This window comes from Paenibacillus sp. FSL P2-0121, from assembly GCF_037975345.1.
GTDB classification, from domain to species: Bacteria; Bacillota; Bacilli; order Paenibacillales; family Paenibacillaceae; genus Paenibacillus_AQ; species Paenibacillus_AQ odorifer.
Map to the genome: position 1 here is coordinate 1234105 of NZ_CP150245.1, position 20826 is coordinate 1254930.

The window sequence follows — 20826 nt, forward strand, 5'->3', positions numbered from 1 at the left end:
AGGAATTAATAATATGAGCGATTTTTCAGCATTCTACGCACAAAACGCAGCGGTGGAGACTACAGAGGATTTCGTGGTCTCTCCTAGATTTAAAGATAAGGATAACAAGGTAATTCCGTGGAAGTTGCGTAGTATCACGGAAGAAGATAATCAAGCACTACGGAAAGCGGCTACCAAGCGCTCTAAGGCAAAATATGGACAATACACTTCTGAAGTTGATACCAATGAGTATTTGGCAAAAATGGTTGTGGCCTCTGTTGCATACCCAGATTTGAAAAATGCGGATTTGCAGAAGTCTTACGGCGTTATGGGTGCTGAGCCACTAATTCGTAAAATGCTGCTTCCTGGCGAGTTTTCATCCTTAATGGAAAAAGTCCAAGCGCTCAATGGCTTCGATCAGGATATCAATGATCAAATTGCAGAAGTAAAAAACTAATAGAGGAGGGTGATGGTGAGGCTAACTTAGCTTACTACGCCCTCCATGAACTTCACATTTTACCGCATGACCTTATGGCAATGGGACAGCTAGAACGAGCAGCTATATATGCCATGATATCTGTTCGAATTGACAAAGATAAGAAGGATGCAGCAAAAACAAAATCAAAATCACGTAAAAAGTAATAGACCATTAATGGAACATTTGATATATTGATGGTATATTTTTCATGATTTTGAAGGGATGGTGTACTTAGTGACAGGTGCATTAATAGCCATGGGAGCACTTTTTTTACTTTTGTTTCTGTTGATATATCTAATAGTCATATCCATAAAGGGGCGGCAGAAAGCCAAAAAACAAATGAGAGAAAACAAAATTTCTGCACAGGTGTTGTTGCATCACGTCGAAGGATTACCACTTTCGGAAAAAACTCAATGCCAAGTATCTGTTACTGATACGGGACTTGTCATCAATGGTGGTGGGACAGACTTTAAAATTGATGCAACTCAAATTCGTGCGACAGAAGTCAAGACGGATACTGAAATAGCGAATATCGTTAAATCAAGTGCCGCTAAAGGAATAGCAGGTGGGTTGTTGTTCGGACCAATCGGTCTGGTAGTTGGAGCCAGAGCAACTAGCAAAGAAAAGAAAACAAACACATACTACCTCATCATTAATTATACTAACGTAGCAGGTGAATTAACTGCCCTAATGTTCGATGGAGGTAATAATCCTTTTGGAGCACAAAAAATAGCAAACAAGCTGAGACCGATCATTATTGATAATCCTAAGCAGACAGTTCAATTATAATTCTAGGGGGCACTCCAAACGGGGTGCTCTTTTATTTGTTCAGGAAGGAGGAAGCATATGCCAAGTATTGCTACAAGCTTAGCGCTTAATGATGCTTTTAGTCAGCGATTGGGTCAGGTGAATACTGCTCTTGCAGCGACGATCCAACTAATGGCGAGATTAGAAGCTCAAATACGTAATCCGATGACGATTCGAATTAGTGCCTTTGATGTAATTAGTGGTTTAGATATGATTAAACAGCAGATTGCAGCTCTAGGAACAGGTAGCCTAGTACGAATAAACATTAACTCAACAGAAGTATTACAACAATTAGCGCTGATTAGGCAGCGGTTAGGTGATGAAGAGTCGGCAATTAAAATAAGAATCGACGCCGCTGATATTTCCTCGCAAATTGCTATTATTAAAAGACAAATAGAATCTGAGTTAAGTAGCGTTGTTGCACGGATTCGAATTGAGTTGCCTCGGTCGTTGGAGGCTATGTTTACAAACCTTCAACGCCTAGTATCTCAACTCATTAGATCAACGCGACAATTGAGAACACGAAGTGCAGATGCTGGTGAACTGCAAAGAGCTCTAGAACGTATCGCTAGGCTAGAACGGCAAATTGCCGACCTACAGTCTAGAGTAAACGGACAAATTAATAAAGCAACGAAAAACACATCAAATTGGCTCGGTAGTCTCAAAAACGTAGTTGCAGCTTATCTTTCAATTGCTGCCGCAAAAAGCCTACTTGAAATATCTGACGATGTAGCATTAACTAATGCGCGTCTCGGTATGGTTAACGATGGTCTAAGAACCCAATACCAACTTCAAAAGCAAGTTATGGCTGCCGCAAATGAGACTCGATCCAATTACCAAGCTACTGCTGATTTGGTAACTAAACTTGGTATGAGCACTCAAGGTATCTTTAAAAATGATGATGATATTATTGCTTTCACAAAGAGCTTTAATAAAAGTTTGGTCCTTTCCGGGGCAGGAGCACAGGAAACAACAGCAGCGATACTCCAGATGGGGCAAGCGCTCGGGTCTGGTGTCTTACAAGGGGATGAACTGCGATCTCTCTCAGAAAACGCACCGGCAATGATGACTCTGCTTGCAGAGGGGTTGGGTGTGGCTCGTGGACAACTCAAGCAAATGGGGGCTGATGGTGAGTTAACATCGGCAATGATCGTTAAAGCATTTCAAAAGCAAAGTGATAAAATCGATAAAATGTTTGCTCAGATGCCGATGACATTTGGTTCTGCAACCACAATCTTACAGAATAGAGTGGCTGAATGGGTAGGAACAATTAATGGAGTTGAAGGACCTTTAGCTAAAATAACAAAAATGGTCCAAGATTTTACGGCATGGTTGGATACGAGTGCAGGGGATCAATTTTTAAGTGGACTTAGTGATGGAATTTCTGCTGCTGTCGATGCGGTTGTTTATTTAGGTCAAGAAGCTGCAAGCGTGTATGATTTTTTCTCCAGCAATTGGTCAACAATTGAACCTATAGTGTGGGGGATAGTAGCTGCTTTTGTAGCATGGAAAGTAGCTACCTTAGCTGTGGCCATTAATCAGGGGCTCAATGCTTTAGCTACAGGAACAGGAACAGCTGCAGTTTTCTTACAAACTTTAGCCGTTTTTGGTTTAAGAGCAGCATGGGCAACCCTTAACGCCGCCATGAAGGCTAACGTAATAATTTTAATTGTTTCTCTGATCGTCGGCCTCATAGCATGGATATGGCAACTTTATAAAACTAATGATGAGTTTGCAGCTGGATGGGAAAGAGCTTGGAATGGGATATTAAATTTCTTTTCAACTGTCCCTGCTTATTTTTGGACAGTAGTCGAAGCGATTTTTAAAGCATTTAAGTGGTGGGCTAGTAGTGTTGGGAAGATTTATGATACCGTCATAAATGGCATTATCGATGGAATCAATGATGTGCTCTGGCTTATTAATAAGATCACAGGATCATCGTATGAGGTGGCCGGTAGCTTCAGTTTTGAGAAAATCGCCGATGGTGCATTAGAATACGCAGGAGCCAAGAAAGACCAAGCCTACGCTGATGCAGCTGCTAAGGCGAAGGAACGTGAAGCGAAAACTCAGAAAATGCTGGATGATCGTGCAAAGAAACGAGAAGAGGAATCCACAGCCGCAGCTGACAAACAAAAAAAATTAGAAAATGCGGGGAAAGAAGTGGGCATGGGATTTGCTGCTGCTGGTGGTGGTGGTGCCGCAGCTGCTGCAGCTCCAAAAACTGATAAGTTAAAAAAAGTCGATAAGGTCGGCAAAGTAGAGAAGCCTATTGATATCTCTAAAGAAGACCTGAAGATTATGCGCGATGTCGCGGAAATGAAGAACATTCAAAACTTTGTGACATTGACACCGACTATCCAGGTCAAGACAGGACCAGTAACCAATGAGGCTAATGTCGATTCCATTGTTAAGAAGATTGAAACTAAACTTAACGAAGATATAGCTAGTACTGCAAAGGGTCTCTATAGCTAAAGGAGGCGATAGCGTGGCTAATGACTACAGCATCGAACTGAGTTTTAACAACCGCGCAATATGGTTTGAAATCCCCGTCCTTCCGGAAGAAATAGAGATCGGCGGGGAAGGTGACGGAGAGACTTATGATATAACGGATCTTGGTGAAATTAATGTAATCAAGGCCGCTAAGCTGAAAGAGATTAGCTTTAGTAGTTTTTTTCCGGCTATCGCAGTCGGTGGTACTGTACCAAGCTATGTATCATCAAAAAACTGGGGGCAACCCGCGGACTACATCCAATTAATTGAAACCTGGATGAACAAGCGCAAGCCGATCCGGTTTATTTTTACGTCAACGGGTCTAAAAATAAATATTGCTGCCAGTATCGAAGAATTTAATTATAAAGAGGTTGCTGGGAGCCCGGGCGATTTTGAATATGAAATCAGCCTGAAGGAGTATGTATTTTACGCTGCTAAAAAGGTGACGTTGAAGACAAATACAACACCAGCTGGTACAACCACCACCACTAAGAAAGAGCCAGCGAAACGCGCAGATGAACGTACCAAGTCTAAAACGGTTACCATCAAATCCGGGGACACCTTGATGAAGATAGCTAAAAGAGAACTCGGTGACGGTAGCCGGTGGAAAGAGATTCAGAAATTAAACGGCTTAACAGACGCGCAGCTGAAGACACTCAAAATCGGCTCTGTTCTGAAGCTACCGGGGTGATGATACATGGAGTTATTGATCGATAATAAAAATGGCACCGTCTGGGATGTTTCCAGCATCGTTACTGATATATCTTGGAAGACGATCCGTATAGGTAAGGCGGCATCCTTAGAATTCACCCTTGTAGACCATGGCCCATGGCAAGATAAAAAATTCCAACTGAATAATGGTGATGTGGTTAGGTACACAGATGAGGGACATAAGGTTTTCTATGGATATATTTTCAGTATTGAAACTGGTAAGACGGAAGAAATAAGCATCCTTGCTTATGATCAGATCCGGTATCTGATGAATAGCGGAACTTATGTATTTACGAAACAGACAGCAACTCAGGTAGTTCAAAAGATCGCTCAAGACATGCAGCTCAAGACCGGAACGCTGGAAGATACAAAATACATTATTCCTTCCCAGATCCGCGACGATAAAACGTTTATCGATATGATCTGCATGGCGTTAGATGAGACCCTGATTAACTACGGGACCAACTTCGTATTCTTTGACGATTTTGGGAGCTTGACGATACGTAATGCTTCTAATATGCGCTTTCCTTTTGTGGTGGGTGATGATTCACTCATGACGGATTATTCTTACAGCCGCAACATTGACGATGAGACATATAATCAAATTGTATTGTATAGAGACAACAAGGAGACTGGTAAGAGGGAAACTTACGTTACCAAGGATAGCGCCAGCATTGCTAAGTGGGGATTGCTACAACTCTACGAGTCAGTAGATGAGAATCTGAATCAGGCTCAAATTACTGAGCAACTAACTCAGCAACTGTTCATGAAGAATCGAGAGAAGCGGACGCTTAGTATAGAGGCCCTTGGAGATTACCGGATGCGTGCAGGATGCTACGTTAATTTATATATCAACGTAATGAACATAAATAAATTCTTCCTAGTCGATGAATGTACTCATAAGAAAGAAGGCGGAGTACATACCATGGACTTAGAGCTAAGGTTGGTGTGATCATGATAGATGCGATAAAACGCGCTGCCACTGAAGCGGTGAATGCTGCTGGTCCAGTTCTGGTACAGCTAGGAATTGTAGAAAAAATTAATCCTCTTGTAGTGTTGGTCGATAATCGGCTTTCACTTACGGAGGATTTTTTAATTGTTCCGGAAACCTTATCTGAACAGAAAATAACAATAGGAATCCAAGAATACGTAATTCGTAAGCCGTTAGCTACTGGAGATAAACTTTTACTTATCCGCATGCAGGGCGGTCAACGCTACGTAATCATGGATAGGGTGGTGAGTGTTTGATACCACAGAGCGATAACGTGCTGCTGAATGAGGATATGGAGGATACACCCCAACCAAGTCTTACTTATAAATTAGACCTTGTAAATGGACGTATAGGATCCGTGGTAGTGGATGGATTGGATGCCGTAAAACAGGCAGTTATAAAAATACTCTCGACAATCCGATTTGAAAACCTGATTTACAGTGACAATTACGGTAGTGAGGCAGATGTTGGAGCGGTGCGGGGTCGGGCGGTGTTTGAAACCGAAGTGGAACGCTGGACTAGGGAAGCATTACTTCAGGATGATCGTATCGTTTCCGTAACCAACTTTAGATTTAACTATGATGGCGATGCGGTACTCGTCTTGTTTGACGTAGAGAGTGATTATGGAAACTATACAGACCGATTGGAGGTGAATGGCGGTGTATGAAAATCAAACGTTTGAAACGATCTTAGAACGGATATTAGACCGGGTACCAGATGGGCTGGACAAGCGAGAAGGTAGCATTATTTATGATGCTATGGCTCCAGCAGCAATGGAATTAGCTCAGATATATGTCGAGTTGGATATCAACGCAAATTTAATATTTGCTGATACAGCTAGTGGTGATTATCTGGATCGATCGATTGCGTGGTCTGGTGTTACCCGCAAGAAGGCAACAAAAGCCCAATTAAGAGGGCTTTTTTATAATGCTTCTAACACCTTAATGGATATTCCAGTTGGTAGTCGCTTCGCTATTGGTGCAATCAACTATAAAGTAATCTCTCGACTCTCATTAGGGGAGTATCGCCTTGAGGCAGAGGTTGAAGGAGTTACGGGTAATCAGCACTTCGGAGCCTTAATTCCTATCGATTTTATTAATAATCTAGCAAGGGCTGAATTGACGGAGTTACTTATCCCTGGGTCTGATAGAGAGACAGATGATGCATTACGGCAGCGGTACCTCGATTCTGCCAGACGGCCAGCAACCAGCGGGAATAAATATCATTATATTGAATGGGCTCTTGAAGTTTCCGGAGTGGGCGGCGCTCGTGTATTCCCATTATGGTCAGGTCCGAAGACCGTAAAAGTTGTGATTGTAAATACAGAAGGTGCCCCAGCCTCAAGCGTTCTTGTGAATCAAGTACAAGACTATATTGATCCAGCTGCTGGGAAAGGTGAAGGACAAGCACCTATTGGGGCAGTAGTCACAGTTACTTCAGCAATCGGTAAGACGATCAATATATCAGCTAAGGTAACCTTAGCGCCTGGTTATAGCTTGCAGGGTGTAAAGAATTCCTTTTTGGAGCGATTGGAGACTTGGCGTAAGTCAGCGTCTTTTGTATCTACTTATGTAAGTCAGGCCGTAATTGGATCAATCCTTTTAGGGACTGACGGTGTTATTGATTATCTTGGGTTGCTACTTAATGGAGCTGCTGGGAACATTGTTCTTGCGGAAGAAGAGGTGCCATTGATCGGTATTGTGGAATTGGGGGTGTAACATGGCCTACCCGAGTAAAGTTGATGTATTTCAGGAGAAGTTGAATAAAAACCCAACGGGAAACAATTATGTCATTGAGGAACGGATAACACTTGTAGCAGGCGTTTATGAGGGGTTACTGAATCACGATAATATCAATAACGCTACTGTCCAAGTCTATAGTGGTAGTAAATTGACGGGTGATAAATTGACAAACTGGACGTTAACCATTCCGAGTGATACACCATGGCGCAAGTTAATTAAGATATTTAGTGGAGCTGCTGAAGTTTACGTAACCTATGAAACACCAGGGGACACGGTAGAGGCTGACGATATTAATGTGCTACAAAAGTCTGTAACAGCCACACAAACAGAGGTAGAGCGGTATAAATCGAGTGGACTTATAGACGGTGGTTCATTTACGAGAGGGGTATAAGATGGCACAGACGATACAAATAAAACGTGGTACTAAAGCTCAACTTAGCACGTATGGTGCATTGCTTGTTGGCGAAATGGGCTTTTGTACAGATACGAAAGAAATATATATCGGAGACGGTACAACAAACTCAATGGTTGGGCGAGCATTGTCAGGTGCAGAGGCTTCTCGTCCGGTGGCCGCATCTGTTGGACGTTTGTTTTACGTAACGAGTGGGGCAAATAGTGGATATCTTTATTTTGATGATGGGGCAGCTTGGAGGCGAGTGAACGCCCAAGCGCTCAGTGATTTAACAGGGTCGCTTGATAATATAGCGGATGGCGCTACTTATGCAAAGATATTAAAGGCGGATGTTAGTGCAGGACATATCAATAAGGTGTCAGATGGCACGAATACTAAAACTGCAGCTGAGATTAAAAGCCATATTGATGATATAGCTAAACACCGAGTCATTAATGATTCAGGTACAGCCATTACCGACATCTGGTCCGCACAAAAAATCAAAAATGAAATCGAATTAGCAAAACATAATATCGAACCACAAGCATCTGTAAAAGACCAACATTTATTAGCCCCACCGGCAAGCCCAGCAGAAGCCGACCGTTATATTATTCCAGCATCAGCGACAGGGGCATGGGCAGGTAAGACAAACCAGATAGCAGAGTATCAGTCTGGAGCCTGGGCTTACTATACCCCTGCTGTAGGATGGACTGCTTATGTGGATGACGAACAAAAAATTTACAGCTGGAATGGAACGGCATGGGTTAGGACTGGTGGAGCCCTACAGACGATCACAGCGGGCAACGGACTAACTGGCGGTGGTCAATCAGATTCCGTTACATTGACGGTTGGAGCCGGGAACGGGGTTGTTGTAGATTCTACAACCGTTGCAGCCAAGGCAGGCAAAGGTATTGTTGTGAATGCGACAGGGATTGAGGCTAATATTGATAGTTCCAGCATCGTCTACGATTCAGCTAATGGCAATAAACTTACGGTGGCTACGATCGATGGCGGTACGTTCTAGGAGGCGAGGCAATGGCTAGAAAAGTAATGATCCAGATCCGACGAGGTTTGGAAAGTGCCATCGGAACACTAGCTATCGGTGAACTTGGCTATTGTACCGATACAAGCAAACTCTACATTGGTACAACAAATGGCAATGTGTTGTTGGTGGCTGCTCAAAGCGCAGGGGATATGCTTAAAAGTATTTATGATACGAACAATGACGGAAAAGTGGATTATGCAGCCAACGCTGATACAGTCCCTTGGTCCGGTGTAGCTGGGAAACCAGCAACGTATCCACCATCAACACATACGCACTCCGAATATATGAGTAAGGGTCCCGTAACATGGAACCAATTAAAGGGGGTGTGATGTTTGAGCTATGGAGAATCTTTATATAGCACTCTTCTTTTCACGGCTAATGAATTAGAGGATATAGACGATGTAAATACGGTTGATCTTATGAAATACCTACCGGCATATTACAAGGGTGTTCAAGAAATAGAAGAACTGCAGCAATCATTAGGCATTGAAATATATGGCTTAACTACGAGGGTTCAAGAGGTGCTAGATCAGGCATATGTTGAAACTGCAACATGGAGCCTTGCGCGTTGGGAGGCTGAACTTGGATTAAGCTCAGATCCATCAAAGTCTTATGTCAATAGACGTGAAATGGTCAAAGCTAAAAGACGAGGAACAGGCACAACGACACCTGAAATGATTCAACGAACAGCATCGGCTTTTGCTGGTGGGGAAGTATCGGTAGAAGAAGTTTCAGGGGAATATCGATTTATCGTCCGATTCATAGGCATTCTAGGCATTCCACCGAATATGGCTGGGCTAATTCAGATACTCGATGAAATCAAGCCGGCACACTTGGCCTATGAATTTGCTTATACGTACACATATTGGGATTCGCTTAAAGCTATAACTTGGAATAATGCCCACGCTGGAACGTGGAACGACTTAAGAACTTTTGGATAGGAGAGTGACACATGCAAACCACAGGGAATTTGGGCTTAAAGAAGCCCGAGGGAACAGATATCGTTGATATTGCCGATTTGAACGGAAATATGGATATCTTAGACACGACTGTTAATAACAAGGTTGATAAGGTCACAGGTAAACAGTTATCTACCAATGATTACACAGCAGCTGAGAAAACAAAGCTGGCGGGTATCGCAACAGGAGCAACGAACTATACTCACCCGGCAACTCACCCACCATCTATAATCGCGCAAGATGCAAGTAATCGATTTGTAACTGATGTTGAAAAGACAGCATGGAATGGAAAAGCACCGAATACTCTTGTTTCAGCAGCACCGCAAAGTGACGGGTTGATGCGGGCAACTGACAAAATAAAGCTCGATGGAATCGCCACAGGAGCAAATAACTATGTTCATCCAGCAAATCATCCAGCAACTATGATTACTGAGGATGCTACTCATAGATTTGCGACTGACACAGAAAAGTCTAACTGGAACGGTAAACCCAATTTAGATACTACACCGCAACAAACAACAGCAGACATTACCTACTACGTAAGTACAGTAGGTAATGATTCTGCCACAGGACTATCTCCAGGGACTGCATTTAAAACAATTGCTAAAGCTATTAGTATGATACCTACAGTTGTTAACCACACAGTCACTATCATGGTAACTGCGGGGACATACACTGGAGATATATATGTTGCTGGATTTTGTGGTCAGGGCACAGTAGCAATCTCAGGAGCAGCTTCTGCTGCAACAACCCACACAATAACTGGAAGTGCAATTGTAACTAGGTGCTCATGTCGCGTCACTGTGATAGGCATAAATAGTACAGTTACAACTAATAAAGCTTTTGTTGCCTATAACGCAAATGAAGTACTATTTCAGTATTGCAGGACGGATGTGTCCACTGCCCAAAGTGCTTTCTGGATTGACCATGCAAAGGCATATATAGTTAACTGTACAATAGTCGGGAAATCGGATACAGCTATATATGCTTATGTCAACAGTGAGGTTCTAGTGCAGGATTGTACTGGAACAGCTAACAGAGTAGGGCACAGAGCTGCATATGGTGGTAAGCTTCAGATAAGTGGCACCTTTATAGGGTCTACCATAAAAATGGAAACTAATGAAGGTGGAATGGTAACTGATAGTATTGGTGTTATTAACCCGTGGGGAGAAAACACAGTAAACCTTAGAAGCAGATGCGAAGCAACTGCTAATGTAATCCAGACTATACCTGGAGCAACTTACACAAAGCTTGTGTTCGGAAGAGAAGATTATGATGTTTACGGTGAGTACGACCCGGCTTTATCTAGGTTTACTGCCAAACTGTCGGGTGTATATTTGGTAACAGTGAGTGTACCACTATACCAATTACCCGCACAAACCAGAATATTAATGGATTTAAAAAGGAATGGTACAGTTGTTTGGAGACTTCAGGATGCGACATCCGCAGCGCTAAATGATACTTCTCTTTTAGGTACAACAACCATGTATATGGGAGCTGGAGATTATATTGATGTCCAAGTCTACATTGGTGGTGGCAATATAAACACAGTAGCAGGTGGCTCATTTTGTGTAACCCGAATAGTATAGAAGGAGGGATGAAGATGAACATAGCACTAGCAATTATGTATCTATTTCCAGCTGCTGACCCAATGCGAGATTTTGCCGTACAGGATAACGGACCGGAGCCGAAGCTGCACCCAGGAGCTGAAGAGAAGGGTCAGGTACTGTATGAAATCAAGCAACCGGATGAAGGCGAGGAACCAGTAGAGGGTATACACTACCGTTACGGCATCGACTACAATCTGCTTACTGAGGGAGTAGACTACGATATTGTTGAGCGTGGGCAATATATCGCAGTGTGGAATCTGGATGCGCCACAACCGACTGAAGCCGAACTTCAAGCAGCTTGGACAGCCTACCAGGAAGCCGAAGCTAATAAGCCGCCAGAGCTGACGGAAACCGAGCAACTACGCGCTGATAACGCAGCTTTATTACTGGAGCTAGTGCAGACGCAGGCTAGGCAAGATCAAGCAGAACAAGATCAGGCAGCCTTACTCCTGAGCCTCGTGGAAGGAGGTGTGCTATAAATGAACTGGTACGCACTGGTTAAGCGATACTTTGACGCAGGGTTGTATACGGGAGAGCAGGTACAGGTATTTGTCACAGCGAAAAAAATCACTGCCGAACAAGCTACAGAGATTACAGCCAACGCCGAATAGTAGGCGTTTTTATTTTGCCCTCGGATCTGATCCGGGGGCTGTTTTTTATATTGATCAATATATAGAGAGGGGAGTTGTTTTATGTCAGTTGGGGGAGTCAATTCAGGAGGAGGGACCGGAGGTGTAGCCTTGGAGAATCGTATGGATGATGTTGAAAATCGTTTGTCCGGAATGTCCGACGAGTTGATGCGCTTTGGCGCAGAACATGCCACATTTAGCACTGAACTGCGATTGCTAAAAGAGAAGCAGTCTAGACATGAGGAAGATGTAAAACAAATCAAAGAATCCACAATCGAAATGAAGATCCAATTCAACGAGATTATGCGGCGGTGGGACACATTGGATTCTCGTGTGTTTCAGTTATTACAACAATCGCAAACGGATAGTAAGAGCGAACGGAAAGTGTTTATCGATCTACTTAAATACGTTCTGGCCGGTACTATCTTCGCTATTATTGCTTTTTTATTTAAAGGAGGGGCGTAATGTTAACCTTAGATCAAGTGAAAAGTAAATCATCTACGAGATTGATAGGATTGCACCCGGTAGTAATGGCTGCTGCAACAGTTTTAATTGAACGCTGTTACACTCGGGGAGTTCCTATCTTGATAACTCAGGGGTTGCGGACAATAGCTGAGCAGAATGGACTATTTGCTCAGGGACGGACGCAAGCAGAGCTTATTGCAGCTGGATTATCTAGCGTTAAGGCACAGCCGGACAAACCAAAGGTCACCAACGCCAAGGGCGGGACCAGTTATCATAACTTTGGACTAGCCATCGACTTCGCATTATTACTACCAGATGGGAAACAGGTATCATGGGATTTAAAACGTGACGGTGATGGTGACAAGGTAGCTGATTGGACGGAGGTAGTTCAGGAGGCTAAAGCTCTTGGTTTTGAATGGGGTGGTGATTTTGTCTCGATTAAGGATGCACCACATTTTCAAATCACTTTTGGAATGACAACCTCACAACTACGTGCGGGTGCTAAGCCGTCAGAGATCGCTATGGCAAAAGCAACAGCAATTATAGATCGACTAAAAGAGGAGGTAAAGGAAGACATGAGTAAAATTGAGGAGTTAGAAGAAATCATAGCGAAACAGGATGAACGCCTAATGGACGTGGAAAAGCGATTAAACATCTCGGGCAAGGAAACATATGCCATCAATTATAGTGAGGCTGTTACAGCTGCTAAAGCGGCTGGAGCGATTACAACATCGGCAGAAAAATCAAAACTAGAACTTAATGTGATACAAATGTTGTACAATATGGGATTATTTGCGAAGGTTGATAAATAATTTATGGACAATGAAAACCTAACTAATGTACTGGCGTTCGCTTCGGTGATCGCTGTTTTTGTGTTGGCAGGAGTGCAGTTCGTAAAGAAAACTGTCAATGTTCCTAACAACGTGGTTCCGGTTATCGGATTAGTAATAGGTCTTTTAATCGGAGTAGTAGCTTACCCGTTTACGGAGTTAGATTTAACTCTACGGTTGTGGGCTGGAGGGTTAGCTGGACTATCCGCAACTGGATTATTTGAACTAGCGTTTAGTAATAGATCCGGAACAACTAAAGATTAGCATGACGTAGGCAAGGGAAATCCTCCTGTGTGGAGAATTATTTAATCACAGGAGGGATTATATGATGCAAGAAATAAAGTCCATGGTTTTATACCAGGAAGTAGAAGCAATGGCTTTGGAAAAAGGTTTTTCTATTGAGTTATCCCCATTATTAAACGATAGTCCAGTTTTTAATTACGCTCATGGCTCACATGAGGTAGACGAGTTAAGCAGGAAGATAATCATCAAAATTAGAAAAGATAGCTGGGGGGATGTGGGAGTTTGGGTTCATGAAATATTACATGCAAAGCTATATTTGACCGGCTATCCTAGATTCTATATATTCCCAAGCTACCAGCAACCACCCGCACTTGAAAGATTCCTGTCAGAAATCGAAAATACAGCTCAGCATACATTGATTTACAAGGAAATGAAACAGCTCGGTTATGAACATAGTCAAATAGATGAAGAAATCGTTAATGAGACAATAATTCAAATAGATACTGTTTATGAAGGTCCTGATAAGATACGGAGGGCATGGGGAATTTTTGAAGCTTATCTGAAAAATCCTGATATTATTTTATCTCATGATTTGGATTTCAGAAAAAAACAGCCTTACGAGTATTCATTGTTTAAGAAATTTAAAAATAAGATGTTCGATACCTCTTCACCTGCAAAGATGAGAGAAGCGATCGTCTCATGCTTAGATCTGATTGAAAAACCATTGACCCAAATGAATAAACAAGAGTACCATTTGAAGATTTTTAATAGTATCCCAGCTGTTTTGTCCAAATCGGACTTATCTCGTAAAGCCAAGGACATCTTTTATATTCTTCAATTCAACGAATTTCCTCATTACTTTGTGATGGGACGAAGAGATAAACAATGTTGTTTTTTTCTAAATCCATTAATTTCGAGAGAAGAGTTGGATTATCGATTAGATGCGTTTTCTGCTGAGGAATTCTTAATGTTCTGTGAGATGGGAGGGTGAGAAAGTGAAGCTTGATGGAAAAATTTTAATTATTACGGATGGTAAAAATGAACATAATTCTAAAAACGATTGGTTAAATTCAAATCCAGCAACTCTTAGAGATAATTCTGAGAAATTCCCGAAAATAAAAAAAATCGGGTAGAATTACGAATCGTTGCAGTTGGCTATAAATTTACAGAACTAGATTTAGTGCTTCGATTATGGGCGGGTGGTCTAGCTGGACTATCGGCAACGGGATTGTTTGAACTAGCGTTTAGTAAGAGGGATGGAACTACAAAAGAATAGGATTTACAAATCATTCCCTATCCCGTTAAAATAAGAGTAACGGAAGCACCGTACCCTGCCATCGCTGGTGGGGTATTTTGTTGTTTGGGAGTGATTACTTGAGCGCTACATACAAAGTCTTAGAGAGTGATGCGGAATTTTTGACAGCAGCCTTAGCCCAATCAAAGGTGTCTGTATGGTTTAGGCTGGACCCAGATCCAATAGGTCATCTTATGGATTATGGTGGGATTGTAGAGGGGTATACACCGGACACTATTAAACTCGCTGGAGCTCATTTTGTTCGGAGACGATTTGAATTTAGAGCAGAAATAAAATAGACCCGCCGGGCTTATGCCTGACGGGTTGTTTTTGTTTAGTCAAATCATTCAACACAAAAGAAGTTCTTCTTTAATAATTATGACGAAAAAAGTACTATTTCCATTTCATCTCATCAAATTCCCAAGGGAAAAATCTGTTGATTGAAATAGCAGTTTCCTCCCAAGTAGTTTTTGAGCAACGATCCAAAATATTTTGGATTTCATGTTTAATTAAAGTTATATCAAAAGAATCAACAAGAAGTAGACCACGAATAGCGATTGCTGCTTCACCGACAAAAAATTCTTTAAGTCCATTAGCAGTTGCTACAGTAGCATAAAACTGATCAGATCCAGATTTTTGTTTAACTCCAACATCTAGCACGACAGAAGTGCAAAAATCCTTTTTTCCTTCTGGTATTTCATGAAAATGGGCTTCTTTAAGAATCGGGTGAATCATGACATTCTCCATTCAAGTCTAGAATTCAATAAAAGGTATAAAGTGAGGCTGTTTTTTATTATTCAGACACATTAACATGATAGTTTGAAGTTCTGTAATTGTCATTATAACCTGTTCTAGAGAATTTTTCGAAATTTGCCTGATAAAGATTAAAAGAAACTTTTTGACCAGTTCTTACTCTTCTCAAACCGTCTGAACTATAGAACCAGAAACCGCCTGATTCCAATTTCATAGTATACCCAGCCCCTGCAAAAATCTTTGCTGCTTCAGTAACGATATATGCAGGAAGAGCACCCACAGTATACCCAGTATTACCAGAGGCTGCTAGAGCTTCTTTAGCTAAGTCAGATGATGATATCCAATTAAATTCAAAAGGGCTGATAACACTTTCCTCAACTACTGCGCTGGAATTTCCTGCGTTGGCTGAAGCCAAGGAATTGAACGAAAACGAACTGAAAAGTAAGAGAAAACTAAATAACAAAGCTGTGAAATTGTGTAATCTTTTCTTCAATCTAAATCACTCCTGTAAAAGTTTTTTCGATATAGCTATATATGAAAACTAAATCGAATACGACAATGATATACATAATGAAATGAAAAGTAAGGGGAAAAAAGTCGTAAAATGTAATTTGTGAATAATTAGTATAAAATACCTAAATAATTACAATGTAGAAGTGATATTATCAAAAGTGAAGACATTTTATGATAGGTTAGGTTCGAATAAGATCAGCCTGAGACTTACCGACTATACTACGTATAGTAGAAAAGTTCTAAATAAACAGCTTAAACTAAAAATTCCGTAAATGCAGGACTCCGCAGCATGCCGGAATTATTTCAATTCCTAATAATCAGGATTCGAAAGTTACTTTTCCTGTGAAATAGAGTTCATATACATAATGTTCCAAATAATATATATTTAGAGTGCACAGATTATAAGTGGCAGTGATTCTGAACATGAGAAACGTCCCATTATCTTAGGGTTGTGGGGCTTTTTTCTGATTAGATAAAAATGCGTAGTTGTATTATTATTTGGCGTTCAAATCCTCGTCTTGAATGTTTTTTAATGCTCTTATTGATTAACGGTCTAGAATTAAGGAGGGAATGGTTTTATGGGGAAAAATGTGAAATTACTTTATTGCATGTTGGGAAGTGCCATACTTGCTTTATTAAATAATCCTATCCTTAGTTACGCTAAACTTGGAATGTTCGAGGGGGGTTATGGAAATAGCAGATTTGGTGTGTTTTTAGTTTTAATTACTAATATATTTTCTTTAGCAGGATTTATACTATTAATTTTATTCTCCATTATATTAATAATCAAAAATATAAATTTCAAAGAAAAGTAAAGGGATCACATAAAAACTCGCTGGCAGGTATTTAATACATAGGAGTGATCATGTTGAGCAATATATACAAAGTCCTAAAGATAGACTCTGAATTTCTAACGGCTGCTTTGTCACAGTCTCAATTAGATATACTTGAACGTCGTGGTGATCTGGCCGGCTGTATAATTGATTGTGAGGGTCCAGTTCAGAAATGGAGCCCAGTTAGCGTTAAGGTTAATGATGCTTATTACATGAGAAGTGAATTTGAGTTTAGGATGGTTTTGGCATAAGGATGTATAACAAATACCCCGTCAACCTTAATTGGTCGGCGGGGATTTTTTACTTTGTTGTGTATTCACTTACTTCAAAGGTTAGGATCTTATCATGTATTACATATTCAGTGCGTTTGTTGAAAGGACCTTTGTTGTTCTCGTGCTTATTAATTCCGTAACGTTCAGTTCCAGTAGAGGCGTCGTACCAGTTAATAAAGGCATTTACTTCAGACATCGGAAGATCAAATTCTTTTTCTTGTCCAGTTGTTAGGGTGATTTTTAATAACGCTTGTTCGCCAGAAGGTGTGTCAGGAGTGGCTATTGGAGTTGGTACTGGTGAAGCAGTTACCGATGGTTCTGGTGTTGTTGTCGCAGTCGGTTGAACAGTTGGTGTGGGTGTCGCGACTACCACGGGCGTGCCCGTAACACGAAGATATATAACGTTACTTTTGAAGCTATAGCTATTACTAGCTATCGAGAAACTCTTAGCATCTTTTAGAATAAATGGTATATTTTTATCGCCTTTGTTTAATGTTTCGTTATAAATGATAACACCAGTGGAATTATATATGGTTAAATGTGCATCTTCATTGCCGATAGAATAGCTCATGTTGGTTATATCAATAGATTCAGTAAGAGATTTACCTATTGGACCAGTGTAGGTTATACCAGATTGGTTTAGAAAAATATCATAAGTAGTTTCGCTTGCGAAAGCAGATTTGGTCGTGACTAAAAGCATTAGTCCGATTATTACTAAAAAAAATTTTTTCATAAATTACCCCTCTTTTTTAATATATTTATAATTACTTGGTGTCCATTAAGATTATGGGTAAATATGGATTGTGTCTAAACATAATTTCTTAGATTTGGAATAATTAGATTGTGTTCAATTAATGTACATAATTATGGGAATTTAGGGATTTACTCATGATTGATTAAAGAACGTTTGTTTGGTTATAATACAAACAAACGTTCTTATTTTGGAGGGATCAACATGAAGACATTAACCCCAAGACAATATGCGGCACTCCAGGCGATTAATAAACTGTCGGAAGAATCGGGACATCCACCTACTGTACGGGAGGTTATGAAGGAAATAGGGCTCACCTCCAGTTCAACAGCACAAGGGTTGCTTGATAAATTGAAAGCAAAAGGATATATCAATCGACAGGGCCGTACGCCGCGTTCATTGCAGGTGATCAGTGATGCTAAATGATACGTCTCGTAAACTTCTACTAATCTTGACTCATTACCAGAGACACTATGGGGTGTTGATGGCGGAAACATAGCATACTGAAAGATGCATTAAATCAAAAGATACGCAAAAAACCTGATTTAGATCCCAAGTGTTGTCAGAAATCTCAGAGGTATTGGCTCAGTCTATGGAGGATCACAGCCCAATAACAATTACTTCGTTCGATGAATTAGAAAATAAAGTAGTGCACGGAATAGTTATGAGGGTTGATCAGCAGTTGGGACAGATTATATTTAGTCATGGTGGTGAAGTTTGGGAATGGATTAAACTTGAGGATATTGTAGGAGCAGTTTATAGTGAATTCTCAAGTGCTTTCGAATTTAAGAACCCTCCTTATAAAGGGATTTTTATTTAAATTACATAACATAAAGCAATGATTAGAAGAATGACCGTTCCAAGTACTTTGAATATTTTTTTGTTAATTTTTGCTCTATGCAATAGTTTTTCAGGTGTTAATTCGTTTACATATGGTGAGAGTGTTTGCAATGATCGTAATTGTTTATCGAAAGCATAAATAAGTGGGGAAATATTTCAGGTGAACTGTAATGTTTTTTTCGATCAAACCCCATATATAATGAAGAGGCAAATGAAGACATCAGGGTAACAGAGATATCTTGAGAACAGAAAAGTTTGCTTCTCACAAAGAAGGTTGGGTTAGACCAAGGGCTAATTCAACTAAAACAGGAGGAAATTATAATGGTTGAATCAAATGTAGATTTAATGGAGTCTGATATTTTCCAAGTCGATAAGGCATTAGAAAGCTGGCGTGATTCAGGTTTTGACTTATCTACTGCTGCTGGTGAAATCGTCGATAACTCAATTGAAGCAGCTGCAAAAATTATCAAAATTAAGACTTTTCAAAATGATGAAAAAAATATTAACAAGATCATATTCGCTGACGATGGTAGGGGGATTACTCCAGATATTTTGGCAAAGACACTCATGATTGGCTTTTCAACAAGGTACAATCAAAGAAGTGGATTTGGCCGCTTCGGTGTAGGTATGAAGGTAGCTGCTCTTAGCCAAGGAAGACGTATCGATATATTTTCAAAAGCTCATGGTCAAGATAGTTATTATCATGCATTTTTGGATTTGGACTTGATTGCTGTGGGGAGTCAAACACATATTATTGCTGAGAAAATCATTGCGTTTCCTCAAGAATATAAAGATTTAATGAGATGGAATGATAATAATGAGTTTGAGACAGGAACATTAATCATTTGGTCAAAGATTGATCGTCTTGTAAATGAAAGCACATATGGTAATTCTGCAAAAGAAGCAACTCAAGAGTTATTGAAGTTTTTAGCTAGAGCTTACCGTGTACAACTAGAGCAGGGTCTAACTATAGAGTTAGACGGAAAGATTATTGATCTTTATGACCCTCTATTTCTTAAGGAAAGTGAACGAGCATTAAAGGTCTTAGGACCACATAATTTTCCCTCCGAGGTAATTGATTGTTTTGAGATAGAATTAGACGGTCACAAGATTGTTACTACTGTGACTCTTTTACCTGAAGCTGTAAGAAAAGTGAAAGGTGACGGTGGATATCAAAGGTCTGCTGCGAAATATAAGGATCTTCATTTAAAGGACCGTGATGGATACGTAAGTATTCTTAGAAACGGCCGAGAAATATATTATGATGTCATTCCAAGATTGTTCCCTTCTAGGATTGAAAATATCGATAGATTTATTGGAATTGAGATTAGCTTTCCTGCACATTTGGATGAATATTTCCAGGTAAGGAATGTTAAAAGGGGTGCTGAGCCAGTAAAAAAACTGAAACAGCAAATTAAAGACTTACTTGTGAAACCGATTAAAGAAGCACGAAAAAAAATTAGCCTTACATTTACGCAGACTCAAGATGAGAATCGTAAAACAGAGCTCGATCACTTAAATGCACTCAATGCAGTATCAGAAGCAGAAAAGGTTTCGCTTCCAGGAAGAGCTGGTATGAATGTACCGTTAAATGAGCAACAAGAAATCATCGATGATCTCCTTGAGGATGTCGGAGTTAATAATAATCAAGAACTTGCTAATGCTATAAAACAGCAAATACAAGAACGTCCGATCATGCTAGTTGACTCATCTTGGCCTGGCAAAGAATTGTTTGATATAACTCATCTTAATGGAAGAGCAATTGTTAAGATAAACCATAGACATCCATTTATTAAGGAAATTTATGATCCGCTAAAAGAGGTTGCAAATAATAAAAGTGAGCTTGATGCTGAAGAAATTGTGGAAATAGCCCGAAAAGTTGAAACTGCTATTGATGTTTTGTTTATGGCCTATGCTAAAGCTGAAAATCTTCATTCAAATCCAGACGATGCCTATAGTGATCTACGAACACAGTGGGGTTACTTTACAGCTGCTTACGTTCGGGAAGCATTAAAAACTATTTAAAAAGAAGCTGCATCTTTAATGAGATGCAGCTTCTTTTTTTGTTTATATTTGTGGTAATATTTTCTTGGTTCACACCCCATATATTATGAAGGGCTATTAAAGTAAACAATATCCGGAAATACGCCATCATAAGCAATTGAACATCATGGGAAATCATGGTATGTTTTTCTTAACA

General features: G+C 40.4%; 28 protein-coding genes and 1 pseudogene. 26 read left to right on the top strand and 3 right to left on the bottom strand.

What is annotated here, in order from left to right; genetic code table 11:
* Nucleotides 1-13: 13 nt before the first annotated feature.
* The 22 genes and pseudogenes from MKY54_RS05330 (at nt 14) to MKY54_RS05435 (ending at nt 14963) form a co-directional block, all read left to right on the top strand.
* Nucleotides 14-436: a phage portal protein gene (locus MKY54_RS05330; RefSeq protein ID WP_339189810.1), complete on the top strand. Its 423-nt coding sequence runs from the start codon at nt 14-16 to the stop codon at nt 434-436.
* Between the two features lie 255 nt (nt 437-691).
* Nucleotides 692-1246 (top strand): hypothetical protein, encoded by a 555-nt coding sequence (locus MKY54_RS05335; protein ID WP_339189812.1) that lies wholly within the window; start codon nt 692-694, stop codon nt 1244-1246.
* 57 nt (nt 1247-1303) lie between these two features.
* Complete coding sequence (locus tag MKY54_RS05340) at nt 1304-3736, top strand: tape measure protein (protein ID WP_339189813.1); 2433 nt, start codon at nt 1304-1306, stop codon at nt 3734-3736.
* 13 nt (nt 3737-3749) lie between these two features.
* Nucleotides 3750-4445, top strand: coding sequence for a LysM peptidoglycan-binding domain-containing protein (locus tag MKY54_RS05345; protein ID WP_076208585.1), 696 nt, complete (start codon nt 3750-3752; stop codon nt 4443-4445).
* A gap of 6 nt (nt 4446-4451) precedes the next feature.
* Nucleotides 4452-5417 (top strand): hypothetical protein, encoded by a 966-nt coding sequence (locus MKY54_RS05350; RefSeq protein ID WP_076144328.1) that lies wholly within the window; start codon nt 4452-4454, stop codon nt 5415-5417.
* A gap of 2 nt (nt 5418-5419) precedes the next feature.
* The gene (locus tag MKY54_RS05355) at nt 5420-5713 is read left to right on the top strand and encodes a DUF2577 domain-containing protein (RefSeq protein WP_076138688.1); all 294 of its coding nucleotides are present in this window, start codon (nt 5420-5422) and stop codon (nt 5711-5713) included.
* Nucleotides 5710-6123, top strand: coding sequence for a DUF2634 domain-containing protein (locus MKY54_RS05360; protein ID WP_036684205.1), 414 nt, complete (start codon nt 5710-5712; stop codon nt 6121-6123). Before MKY54_RS05355 ends, MKY54_RS05360 begins: the two co-directional genes overlap by 4 nt.
* Entirely contained in the window at nt 6110-7174 is a 1065-nt protein-coding gene (locus tag MKY54_RS05365; RefSeq protein WP_339189818.1) for a baseplate J/gp47 family protein, read from the top strand. Before MKY54_RS05360 ends, MKY54_RS05365 begins: the two co-directional genes overlap by 14 nt.
* A 1-nt stretch (nt 7175) precedes the next feature.
* Nucleotides 7176-7589: a phosphoglucomutase gene (locus MKY54_RS05370; RefSeq protein ID WP_339189820.1), complete on the top strand. Its 414-nt coding sequence runs from the start codon at nt 7176-7178 to the stop codon at nt 7587-7589.
* Nucleotide 7590: 1 nt separating this feature from the next.
* Nucleotides 7591-8613: a DUF2793 domain-containing protein gene (locus tag MKY54_RS05375; RefSeq protein ID WP_339189822.1), complete on the top strand. Its 1023-nt coding sequence runs from the start codon at nt 7591-7593 to the stop codon at nt 8611-8613.
* Nucleotides 8614-8624: 11 nt separating this feature from the next.
* Complete coding sequence (locus MKY54_RS05380) at nt 8625-8963, top strand: phage tail protein (RefSeq protein WP_076303933.1); 339 nt, start codon at nt 8625-8627, stop codon at nt 8961-8963.
* A 3-nt stretch (nt 8964-8966) separates the two neighbouring features.
* Nucleotides 8967-9575 (top strand): putative phage tail protein, encoded by a 609-nt coding sequence (locus MKY54_RS05385; RefSeq protein ID WP_339189824.1) that lies wholly within the window; start codon nt 8967-8969, stop codon nt 9573-9575.
* Between the two features lie 11 nt (nt 9576-9586).
* The gene (locus MKY54_RS05390; RefSeq protein ID WP_339189825.1) at nt 9587-11182 is read left to right on the top strand and encodes a hypothetical protein; all 1596 of its coding nucleotides are present in this window, start codon (nt 9587-9589) and stop codon (nt 11180-11182) included.
* A gap of 14 nt (nt 11183-11196) precedes the next feature.
* Complete coding sequence (locus MKY54_RS05395; protein WP_339189827.1) at nt 11197-11682, top strand: XkdW family protein; 486 nt, start codon at nt 11197-11199, stop codon at nt 11680-11682.
* Nucleotides 11683-11814, top strand: a complete 132-nt coding sequence (locus MKY54_RS05400) for an XkdX family protein (protein WP_339189829.1) — start codon at nt 11683-11685, stop codon at nt 11812-11814. It begins immediately after the preceding gene.
* Nucleotides 11815-11895: 81 nt separating this feature from the next.
* Nucleotides 11896-12297, top strand: a complete 402-nt coding sequence (locus MKY54_RS05405) for a hypothetical protein (RefSeq protein ID WP_076273758.1) — start codon at nt 11896-11898, stop codon at nt 12295-12297.
* Nucleotides 12297-13109 (top strand): M15 family metallopeptidase, encoded by an 813-nt coding sequence (locus MKY54_RS05410; RefSeq protein ID WP_339189832.1) that lies wholly within the window; start codon nt 12297-12299, stop codon nt 13107-13109. Before MKY54_RS05405 ends, MKY54_RS05410 begins: the two co-directional genes overlap by 1 nt.
* Before the next feature lie 3 nt (nt 13110-13112).
* Complete coding sequence (locus MKY54_RS05415; RefSeq protein WP_339189834.1) at nt 13113-13391, top strand: holin; 279 nt, start codon at nt 13113-13115, stop codon at nt 13389-13391.
* 61 nt (nt 13392-13452) lie between these two features.
* The gene (locus MKY54_RS05420; RefSeq protein WP_339189836.1) at nt 13453-14361 is read left to right on the top strand and encodes a hypothetical protein; all 909 of its coding nucleotides are present in this window, start codon (nt 13453-13455) and stop codon (nt 14359-14361) included.
* Nucleotides 14362-14365: 4 nt separating this feature from the next.
* Nucleotides 14366-14503: a hypothetical protein gene (locus MKY54_RS05425; RefSeq protein WP_339189838.1), complete on the top strand. Its 138-nt coding sequence runs from the start codon at nt 14366-14368 to the stop codon at nt 14501-14503.
* A 2-nt stretch (nt 14504-14505) separates the two neighbouring features.
* Nucleotides 14506-14646: pseudogene (locus tag MKY54_RS05430) on the top strand (holin); the annotation flags it as partial.
* A gap of 98 nt (nt 14647-14744) precedes the next feature.
* The gene (locus MKY54_RS05435; RefSeq protein ID WP_339189840.1) at nt 14745-14963 is read left to right on the top strand and encodes a hypothetical protein; all 219 of its coding nucleotides are present in this window, start codon (nt 14745-14747) and stop codon (nt 14961-14963) included.
* Between the two features lie 94 nt (nt 14964-15057).
* On the opposite strand, the gene MKY54_RS05440 is transcribed toward MKY54_RS05435, so the two are convergent.
* Complete coding sequence (locus tag MKY54_RS05440; protein WP_339189842.1) at nt 15058-15411, bottom strand: Imm8 family immunity protein; 354 nt, start codon at nt 15409-15411, stop codon at nt 15058-15060.
* 46 nt (nt 15412-15457) lie between these two features.
* Nucleotides 15458-15910 carry a hypothetical protein gene (locus MKY54_RS05445; protein ID WP_339189844.1) on the bottom strand — a complete coding sequence of 151 codons (453 nt, stop codon included), beginning with the start codon at nt 15908-15910 and terminating at the stop codon, nt 15458-15460.
* Between the two features lie 598 nt (nt 15911-16508).
* Between MKY54_RS05445 and MKY54_RS05450 the strand changes: the two genes are divergently transcribed.
* Nucleotides 16509-16745 carry a hypothetical protein gene (locus MKY54_RS05450; RefSeq protein WP_339189846.1) on the top strand — a complete coding sequence of 79 codons (237 nt, stop codon included), beginning with the start codon at nt 16509-16511 and terminating at the stop codon, nt 16743-16745.
* Between the two features lie 318 nt (nt 16746-17063).
* Here MKY54_RS05450 and MKY54_RS05455 read toward each other — a convergent pair whose 3' ends face one another.
* Entirely contained in the window at nt 17064-17768 is a 705-nt protein-coding gene (locus tag MKY54_RS05455; RefSeq protein WP_339189847.1) for a hypothetical protein, read from the bottom strand.
* 222 nt (nt 17769-17990) lie between these two features.
* Between MKY54_RS05455 and MKY54_RS05460 the strand changes: the two genes are divergently transcribed.
* The 3 genes from MKY54_RS05460 (at nt 17991) to MKY54_RS05470 (ending at nt 20651) form a co-directional block, all read left to right on the top strand.
* Nucleotides 17991-18212, top strand: a complete 222-nt coding sequence (locus MKY54_RS05460) for a MarR family transcriptional regulator (RefSeq protein WP_339189849.1) — start codon at nt 17991-17993, stop codon at nt 18210-18212.
* Between the two features lie 130 nt (nt 18213-18342).
* Entirely contained in the window at nt 18343-18606 is a 264-nt protein-coding gene (locus MKY54_RS05465) for a YolD-like family protein (protein WP_339189851.1), read from the top strand.
* 341 nt (nt 18607-18947) lie between these two features.
* A complete protein-coding gene (locus MKY54_RS05470; protein WP_339189853.1) occupies nt 18948-20651 on the top strand; it encodes an ATP-binding protein in 1704 nt (567 codons plus the stop codon).
* Nucleotides 20652-20826: the final 175 nt, after the last annotated feature.

Coding starts and splice junctions, on each gene's coding strand:
- MKY54_RS05330 (WP_339189810.1), top strand. CDS start 14: ATGAGCGATTTTTCAGCATTCTACGCACAAAACGCAGCGGTGGAGACT.
- MKY54_RS05340 (WP_339189813.1), top strand. CDS start 1,304: ATGCCAAGTATTGCTACAAGCTTAGCGCTTAATGATGCTTTTAGTCAG.
- MKY54_RS05350 (WP_076144328.1), top strand. CDS start 4,452: ATGGAGTTATTGATCGATAATAAAAATGGCACCGTCTGGGATGTTTCC.
- MKY54_RS05355 (WP_076138688.1), top strand. CDS start 5,420: ATGATAGATGCGATAAAACGCGCTGCCACTGAAGCGGTGAATGCTGCT.
- MKY54_RS05365 (WP_339189818.1), top strand. CDS start 6,110: ATGGCGGTGTATGAAAATCAAACGTTTGAAACGATCTTAGAACGGATA.
- MKY54_RS05370 (WP_339189820.1), top strand. CDS start 7,176: ATGGCCTACCCGAGTAAAGTTGATGTATTTCAGGAGAAGTTGAATAAA.
- MKY54_RS05375 (WP_339189822.1), top strand. CDS start 7,591: ATGGCACAGACGATACAAATAAAACGTGGTACTAAAGCTCAACTTAGC.
- MKY54_RS05380 (WP_076303933.1), top strand. CDS start 8,625: ATGGCTAGAAAAGTAATGATCCAGATCCGACGAGGTTTGGAAAGTGCC.
- MKY54_RS05390 (WP_339189825.1), top strand. CDS start 9,587: ATGCAAACCACAGGGAATTTGGGCTTAAAGAAGCCCGAGGGAACAGAT.
- MKY54_RS05395 (WP_339189827.1), top strand. CDS start 11,197: ATGAACATAGCACTAGCAATTATGTATCTATTTCCAGCTGCTGACCCA.
- MKY54_RS05400 (WP_339189829.1), top strand. CDS start 11,683: ATGAACTGGTACGCACTGGTTAAGCGATACTTTGACGCAGGGTTGTAT.
- MKY54_RS05405 (WP_076273758.1), top strand. CDS start 11,896: ATGTCAGTTGGGGGAGTCAATTCAGGAGGAGGGACCGGAGGTGTAGCC.
- MKY54_RS05410 (WP_339189832.1), top strand. CDS start 12,297: ATGTTAACCTTAGATCAAGTGAAAAGTAAATCATCTACGAGATTGATA.
- MKY54_RS05415 (WP_339189834.1), top strand. CDS start 13,113: ATGGACAATGAAAACCTAACTAATGTACTGGCGTTCGCTTCGGTGATC.
- MKY54_RS05420 (WP_339189836.1), top strand. CDS start 13,453: ATGATGCAAGAAATAAAGTCCATGGTTTTATACCAGGAAGTAGAAGCA.
- MKY54_RS05440 (WP_339189842.1), bottom strand. CDS start 15,411: ATGGAGAATGTCATGATTCACCCGATTCTTAAAGAAGCCCATTTTCAT.
- MKY54_RS05450 (WP_339189846.1), top strand. CDS start 16,509: ATGGGGAAAAATGTGAAATTACTTTATTGCATGTTGGGAAGTGCCATA.
- MKY54_RS05455 (WP_339189847.1), bottom strand. CDS start 17,768: ATGAAAAAATTTTTTTTAGTAATAATCGGACTAATGCTTTTAGTCACG.
- MKY54_RS05460 (WP_339189849.1), top strand. CDS start 17,991: ATGAAGACATTAACCCCAAGACAATATGCGGCACTCCAGGCGATTAAT.
- MKY54_RS05470 (WP_339189853.1), top strand. CDS start 18,948: ATGGTTGAATCAAATGTAGATTTAATGGAGTCTGATATTTTCCAAGTC.